At 32.6% G+C, this 6,239-nt stretch carries 7 protein-coding genes, 1 tRNA gene and 2 pseudogenes; 7 read left to right on the top strand and 3 right to left on the bottom strand.

The features are described 5' to 3' along the window. Together ACGHIN_RS16125 and ACGHIN_RS16120 are read left to right on the top strand one after the other, a co-directional pair. On the top strand, window positions 1–286 hold a 286-nt coding region (locus tag ACGHIN_RS16125), incomplete at its 5' end, for a hypothetical protein (protein WP_390455854.1). Window positions 287–810: 524 nt separating this feature from the next. Beyond that, window positions 811–1,047, top strand: coding sequence for a hypothetical protein (locus ACGHIN_RS16120; RefSeq protein ID WP_390455851.1), 237 nt, complete (start codon window positions 811–813; stop codon window positions 1,045–1,047). A gap of 331 nt (window positions 1,048–1,378) precedes the next feature. On the opposite strand, the gene ACGHIN_RS16115 is transcribed toward ACGHIN_RS16120, so the two are convergent. Beyond that, window positions 1,379–2,329 (bottom strand): hypothetical protein, encoded by a 951-nt coding sequence (locus ACGHIN_RS16115; protein WP_390455848.1) that lies wholly within the window; start codon window positions 2,327–2,329, stop codon window positions 1,379–1,381. 273 nt (window positions 2,330–2,602) lie between these two features. Between ACGHIN_RS16115 and ACGHIN_RS16110 the strand changes: the two genes are divergently transcribed. The 5 genes and pseudogenes from ACGHIN_RS16110 to ACGHIN_RS16090 form a co-directional block, all read left to right on the top strand. Further along, on the top strand, window positions 2,603–2,875 hold the full coding sequence (locus ACGHIN_RS16110; protein ID WP_390455845.1) for a helix-turn-helix domain-containing protein: 273 nt from the start codon (window positions 2,603–2,605) through the stop codon (window positions 2,873–2,875). Further along, complete coding sequence (locus tag ACGHIN_RS16105) at window positions 2,862–3,209, top strand: hypothetical protein (protein ID WP_390455842.1); 348 nt, start codon at window positions 2,862–2,864, stop codon at window positions 3,207–3,209. Before ACGHIN_RS16110 ends, ACGHIN_RS16105 begins: the two co-directional genes overlap by 14 nt. Before the next feature lie 293 nt (window positions 3,210–3,502). After that, window positions 3,503–3,664, top strand: coding sequence for a hypothetical protein (locus ACGHIN_RS16100; protein ID WP_390455839.1), 162 nt, complete (start codon window positions 3,503–3,505; stop codon window positions 3,662–3,664). A 23-nt stretch (window positions 3,665–3,687) separates the two neighbouring features. Further along, window positions 3,688–4,278, top strand: a complete 591-nt coding sequence (locus ACGHIN_RS16095) for a recombinase family protein (protein WP_390455836.1) — start codon at window positions 3,688–3,690, stop codon at window positions 4,276–4,278. Beyond that, window positions 4,217–4,642: pseudogene (locus tag ACGHIN_RS16090) on the top strand (recombinase family protein); the annotation flags it as partial. The gene ACGHIN_RS16095 and the pseudogene ACGHIN_RS16090, both read left to right, overlap by 62 nt. 574 nt (window positions 4,643–5,216) lie before the next feature. Here ACGHIN_RS16090 and ACGHIN_RS16085 read toward each other — a convergent pair. Together ACGHIN_RS16085 and ACGHIN_RS16080 are read right to left on the bottom strand one after the other, a co-directional pair. Further along, window positions 5,217–5,288: transfer RNA gene (locus tag ACGHIN_RS16085), tRNA-Arg, on the bottom strand. Window positions 5,289–5,363: 75 nt separating this feature from the next. Beyond that, a pseudogene (locus ACGHIN_RS16080) lies at window positions 5,364–6,239 on the bottom strand (TonB-dependent receptor); the annotation flags it as partial.

The raw sequence follows: 6,239 nt of genomic DNA, 5'->3' as shown, positions 1-6,239 counted from the left end.
GGATGGAGCTACAAAATTTGCGGGAGTAACCCTTACTTTTACAAGTACACCAGCAGCTTATACGGGACAGACGAGCTTTCTGAGAGCCAATAGAAATTATTCAAACTCTACTAATGCCGCTGTAATTGGGAATTTTGATGCTGCTGCTTCCAGAACTTTATATCTTCCTTCAGGCACTTATGTATTTGATGCCGTAGCCCTGATTAACCATGAAGGAACTTCAGAAGGGCTAAGGTGTAGATTTGGATTGAATACTTTTGATATATTAGATGTAATCGTCCATTAAGATTGTCTGCTATATTTAGTCCTGATCCTAATTTAACATTTTCACGGCCGCAAAACGGAATGTAGTAGAAAAGTAGTACCATGAAACTTGTAATTAGTAGTCCATTGACGGATATTTGAAAAAGAATATCGGACCTTATTGATCAGTTCTGAAAACTCATTTTCTTCATAATTTCATGTTGTAGAATTATTCGTTGTGAATATTTTATAATGCTATTGAATTAGAGTATTGTTTAATACTCTAATTTTTTATTTTACTTTACTTAGTAGTATCAGCAAAAATACAAAATGACAGGTTACTGCAAATATTAAAGAGATCAAGCCAGCTGAAATTTAAAGCGGCATCTTTAAGCATAGCAATATACTTTTATTATGGTTTCGGAATAAGATACTCTATAATAATATTTATTCTGCTTTTACCAAGGTCAAATTTTAATCTTACTGCATAATTCATTAATTTTATCTGCAACAGCCAACTGCATTATAACAATTTGCTTCCTATGATAAACCTAGTCTGCAAAACTCATGATTATTACATTGTGCTTTAAGATCAAAGCATTGGAATATTCTAATAAACAAATTAACAACCTGGCACAATACACTTCCAAACTTCTTAGCTCCAATATTGTGGAAGCTTTAAAAAAGGGAAAACAGGTTTGGGATTTATCTGAAGAAAATGAGTATGATAAGGGTAAGGTCCAAGCCCTCCATATTTGCAACCACCATCTCAGAAGAAGTGAGATAATACTCCTGAACAATTAAATGCATATGCAGAAAGAAGTTTACAGATAGTCCTACGTTTTTTCTTTGATTAAAAAATAACAGATGTAACCAAAACTAAAATTTCTTGATTGTTACCCTACCTCTAGCAAAAAACAATTTTTGTAGATGAAAAAGAGGCTTTATAAGAATCTTGAAAAATGAATATTAAATAAAAATGACGCCATTTGTCTTTCAATGGCGTCATTTGTCTTCGCGGAGAGTGAGGTACTCGAACCCTCGGTCCACTTTATCGTCTGGCCTATTAAGCTACTATAAAACAATATAAAACTTCTGTTTAAAGCCCTTTGAATGAATTTCATCAGAATGAATACTACACATAAGGTCTAATATAAAATACTGGCAAATTATCATCTTCCTCTTCAAGCTCATCGTCCATAAAAATTGCTTTCCAGTCTCCAGTGGCAAACTCTAAATCACAATACTCTGTACAACAAGTGTCCAAATCAAATATTCTGGTCATTGTAATAACTGCTTTAGGATACAAAATATCTTCATTTATTTCTAAGGCCAGATCTATTACATTCGAATGTTCATAACGATTTTTGAAAACCTCAAATTGTCTTCTTATCTCTTCTTTGAACTTTTTTATATTTTCATTCTTAATATATAATCCTGTACTTTTAAAGTTATCTCTTAAACAATATTCTAATTCATCAAGCATCACTGATATGAATTTCTCTTTTGGTATATACTCATCATAAATTTCACTCCAGTTATCTTCTTCTGTAAGTGTGATGATATCAAGATACGATCTGTGGTTGATTATATTTTTAAGAAGAGTAGTTGTTCCTTCATAAGTATCTATTTCATAAACTTCGTCGTCAGTGTGAAAACGAAGATGATAATCTAGGATTTCGACTTTATAGTTTTCCCTTTTTAAGCCTGTATATTTCTCAAATGCCAATAAATAACCATCATATTCAGGCAATCCAATCTCAGCACTCATAATATTGAATACCTTTTTGGAAATCCCATCTATACCTGATTTTTTAAGTAAATCCAAAGTCTCTTCTTTCAAAATATTCAAAACGGCTACTGTTTCCACTGCCTTTAATTCAAAATATCTCCGGGAAAGGTAGTTTTTAAAATCCTGTAACACAAAAAAGTAAGGATTATTATCGTTAACTTCTCCTTTTTCTGAATCCCACAACTGTGGATCAATAACATAATTCATACTAAAAGCCGTCTCGTCTTTTCCATCATTGATAAGACAATATAAATTTTGTCCTGTGTCTGCTTGCAAGTAAAATGTAATTTTCATTTGATAGATAAAAGAATTAAATAAAAAATTAATTACGGTTAAAAAGATATTGCACAGTTATTATATCTTTTGAAACCTACGCCAAGTTACACTACATATCTTTTAATCATAGCATTACGTCTTACTCTGACACAATTTGGCATTTAATGTGTTAAAACTTATAAATTCATAAGTAACATTAAATAAAATTCACAACCAAAAACCAATGTAACAAATTATTAATCAATTATTTAAAATCCATATTTGTACATTTATCGAAGCTAAATACCAATAATGGAACCACTAACAAAAGAAGATTTAAGACAATTCAAAATGCAGCTACTTCATGAAATAGAAATGCTTTTGGATAAAAAAATAAAACCAGCTCCAAATAATTTACAGCCAGAATGGATAAGGAGCAAATCTGTTCGTCGTTTTTTAGACATTTCACCTGCCACCTTGCAAAACATTCGGATTACTGGAAAAATAAGATTTAAAAAAGTTTCCGGATCTTACTACTACAACTTTGAGGATCTAAAAAAATTATTTGAGAGTGGAAAAAGCTAACCCCATTCACGGAATTGAATTTTTAATTCAGATTACAGAAGATGGCAGATTAAATGTCTGGCATATTGCACTTCTAACCGCAATCGTTAAACTTGCTTACCTTCAAAATGAGACGGGCGTTATTCGGGTCAGCAGAAGTAAACTTATGTATCAAGCTCACATTAAAAATACTGCTACTTATCATAAATATTTTAAAGAACTTCAAAATTTTGGATATGTAAAATACACTCCATGTTATCATCCCGGCTACCGAAGTACTTTAGAATTATTTGATCTTGAAAATCAGATTCCAGAAATTATCAAAAAAATTGATTTACAACACTTGCTAGTTTAAACAGCGATAAACAATATTTATAGTTTCGTCAATTTTGAGAAGAAGTTTTCAAAATAGTTTTATCTGAAAAAATTTGTGGCAAAATCGTGGCAATCTGATTTTTAAATTAAGAAAAAGCCACTGTTAGTCATCAAATAAAAAGATAGGTTCAGGTCCTTTATGGACTTGCTAATATTATTTTACAATTAGCACTAAGTGGGCAAATAGCAGCCATTTTAAGCCCCAAAGTGTCATTATTATTACTCCAAGATATTTCTTTTTAAGTTTAAAAAAAGAACTTAAATGGAACTGAGATGGAAAGAAATAATATTGCAAAATTGACTCCTGAAAAAGTAGTTGAAATTTTAAAAATGAAAGGAACCATAGTAAGTACTGAGCAAGCCGAAATCATCTTAATTTTCATCACAACAATTGCAAATATAGCAGTAAATCAATACCTTAGTGGTAGAGTTTAAAAATTTCATTACCTACTAACATTATGAAACAAGCAGATTTGTATGTGCGTGTATCGACAGATGAACAGGCAGATAAAGGATATTCGCAGCGTGATCAAGAGGATCGTCTAAGGAAATACTGTGATATAAAAGGTATTTCGATTAGAAATGTTTACATAGAAGATTATTCTGCTAAAACTTTTAAAAGACCTGAGTGGCAAAAATATCTGAATACTCTCCGTAAACAAAAAAAGAATACGGCCAGTACCTTACTTTTGTTTACTAAGTGGGACAGGTTTAGTAGAAATGCTGGTGATGCTTATCAAATGATAAATTTATTACGGACATTTAGCATTGAACCAGGGGCTATAGAACAACCTCTTGATCTAGATATTCCGGAAAATAAAATAATGCTCGCATTTTACCTTGCCGCACCAGAAGTAGAGAATGACAGAAGATCTCTTAATACCTTTTATGGAATGCGGAGAGCTAAAAAGGAAGGTCGCTACATGGGTACTGCTCCGTTAGGATATACAAACAAAATAGCAGAAAATAAAAAATATATAGCTATACATGAACATGAAGGACCTTTGCTTAAATGGGCTTTTGAACAAAATCATCATCAACCAGTTTAATACAGAGCAAGTATGGAAAATGGTTCGCAAAAAAGCAGATGGTAAAGGTAGATTCAACAAAAACAGCTTTTGGTTAGCTATAAGAAATCCATTGTATTGTGGTAAAATATTTATTCCACCTCACAAAGATGAACCTGGATATTTTGTTGTAGGGCAACATGAACCGCTAATCAGTGAAAAAATATTTGATGAGGTACAACAAATATTGGATGGGCGGAAAAGACAAATCAAACCAAAAATAGTTTCACCAGATAATTTACCATTAAGGGGGTTTCTAAAATGCCATAAGTGCGGAAGAACACTTACTGGAAGTGCCTCAAGAGGAAAGATGGGTCGATATTACAATTATTATCACTGCTCTAGCTCTTGCGGTGTTAGATTTAAGGCAGAAGAAACTAATAACATATTTGTAAAGCAACTTCGTAGTTTGATTCCAAAAAAAGGAATAGCAGATATATTTATTGAGGCTATTATTAGTGATTTTACCACCAAAACTGAAGCTAAAAGAGAGGAAAGAACAACTTTGTTAACTCAAATTGAAGGATTGAGTACTCGTGTTAAAAATGCGTTGATACAAAAGATAGATGGCAAAATTGAGGATGAAGAATATCTGTTTATCAAAAAATATTGCAGTGAGAAGATTGAACAATTGGAATTTAAATTGAGTAACCTCTCTGATATTAATACCGAAATTAAAGGCTTATTGAGATCGGGACTAAAAAAAGTGGGAAACCTTGACAAGTACTATGAACAGGGGAACACAGAAGAAAAGAGAAAGATTATAAGTTCGATGTTCCCTGAATTTTTGGTTTTTGATGGAACATTACATCGAACTCCCAGATTAAACTCAGCAGTTGAATTTATCTATCAGAATACCAGTAAATTAAATATTAAAAAAAATGGGACAAATCTATCTTTTTTAGACTTGTCCCGAGAAGTGACCGCAGAAGGATTCGAACCCTCACTGTCGGAGCCGAAATCCGAAGTTCTATCCATTAAACTATGCAGCCCGGTTCATGAGTAATAAATAATAAATAATCCATGATTTTTGTATTGCTCATTACCCGTTACTCATTACTTATCTTTTAGAATGTAATCTTCACTCCACCCAGAATCTGTGCACCAAGAACCTTATATCCTTTGTACGTCTGGTATTTGGAACTTAGAAGATTATTTCCGAGCGCGAAAATACTGAAATTTTTGTGAATTTTATACTCTGCGGAAAGATTTAAGTCTGCATACCCTCCTACTTTATCATTTTTGTCTTCCGTAGACTGGTAAATAATATTCGGAGTCGTCTGAATTGCTTCTAAAGTATAGGAATTGGTTGTTCTGTCGCTGGCAAAAATTCCTTTGAATCCTAACAATAACTTTTTATCCAGCATCGTATATTTAGCCCCGATACTCGCGCTTATTAACGGGACATTGTAAATATCCTCATAATTTTTCAAATCATATTTTCTGAAAAGGATTTCCCCGTCTAAAATCAGGTTTGCTAAAGGAAAATACTGGATACTTCCTTTAATATCACTTACATTTCCATCATCATAGATTGCAGAAAAAGTATTGGCAAAATTATAAGCGGAACGTTCCTGAGCGTCGTAGCTGAACAAATCATTCGCCTTGAAGAACATAATGTCTCTCATTTTTCCGAAGCCTGCAGAGAAATCGTATTTGATCATTTCATCAAAATCCCCTCTTAACCCAACATAAAAATGATATTTAGTCTCCGTTGGCCTCAATACCTGATCCGAAAGAATGAACGGATTATCTTGTAGCAAATCTCCATATGTATTCAACTTCAAACCTCCGTCTACTCCGCCATAAAACTTGAATTCTTTAGAAGCAGCCAATTGGAATTCCGCTTGTGGGAACCAATAGGTTTTATTATTTTTCATTTCCTCTGCCATCAAATCATTGGAATTTTTAGCATTCAGGAAGTTAAATGATGATCCTAACAT

Source organism: Chryseobacterium barbadense (genome assembly GCF_042849955.1).
GTDB lineage: Bacteria > Bacteroidota > Bacteroidia > Flavobacteriales > Weeksellaceae > Chryseobacterium.
This window is presented reverse-complemented; position numbering and strand designations above follow the sequence as displayed.

Bases quoted from the DNA above. Each gene is read 5' to 3' on its own strand.
- ACGHIN_RS16120 (WP_390455851.1), top strand. From the start codon at position 811: ATGATTATTACATTGTGCTTTAAGATCAAAGCATTGGAATATTCTAAT.
- ACGHIN_RS16115 (WP_390455848.1), bottom strand. From the start codon at position 2,329: ATGAAAATTACATTTTACTTGCAAGCAGACACAGGACAAAATTTATAT.
- ACGHIN_RS16110 (WP_390455845.1), top strand. From the start codon at position 2,603: ATGGAACCACTAACAAAAGAAGATTTAAGACAATTCAAAATGCAGCTA.
- ACGHIN_RS16100 (WP_390455839.1), top strand. From the start codon at position 3,503: ATGGAAAGAAATAATATTGCAAAATTGACTCCTGAAAAAGTAGTTGAA.
- ACGHIN_RS16095 (WP_390455836.1), top strand. From the start codon at position 3,688: ATGAAACAAGCAGATTTGTATGTGCGTGTATCGACAGATGAACAGGCA.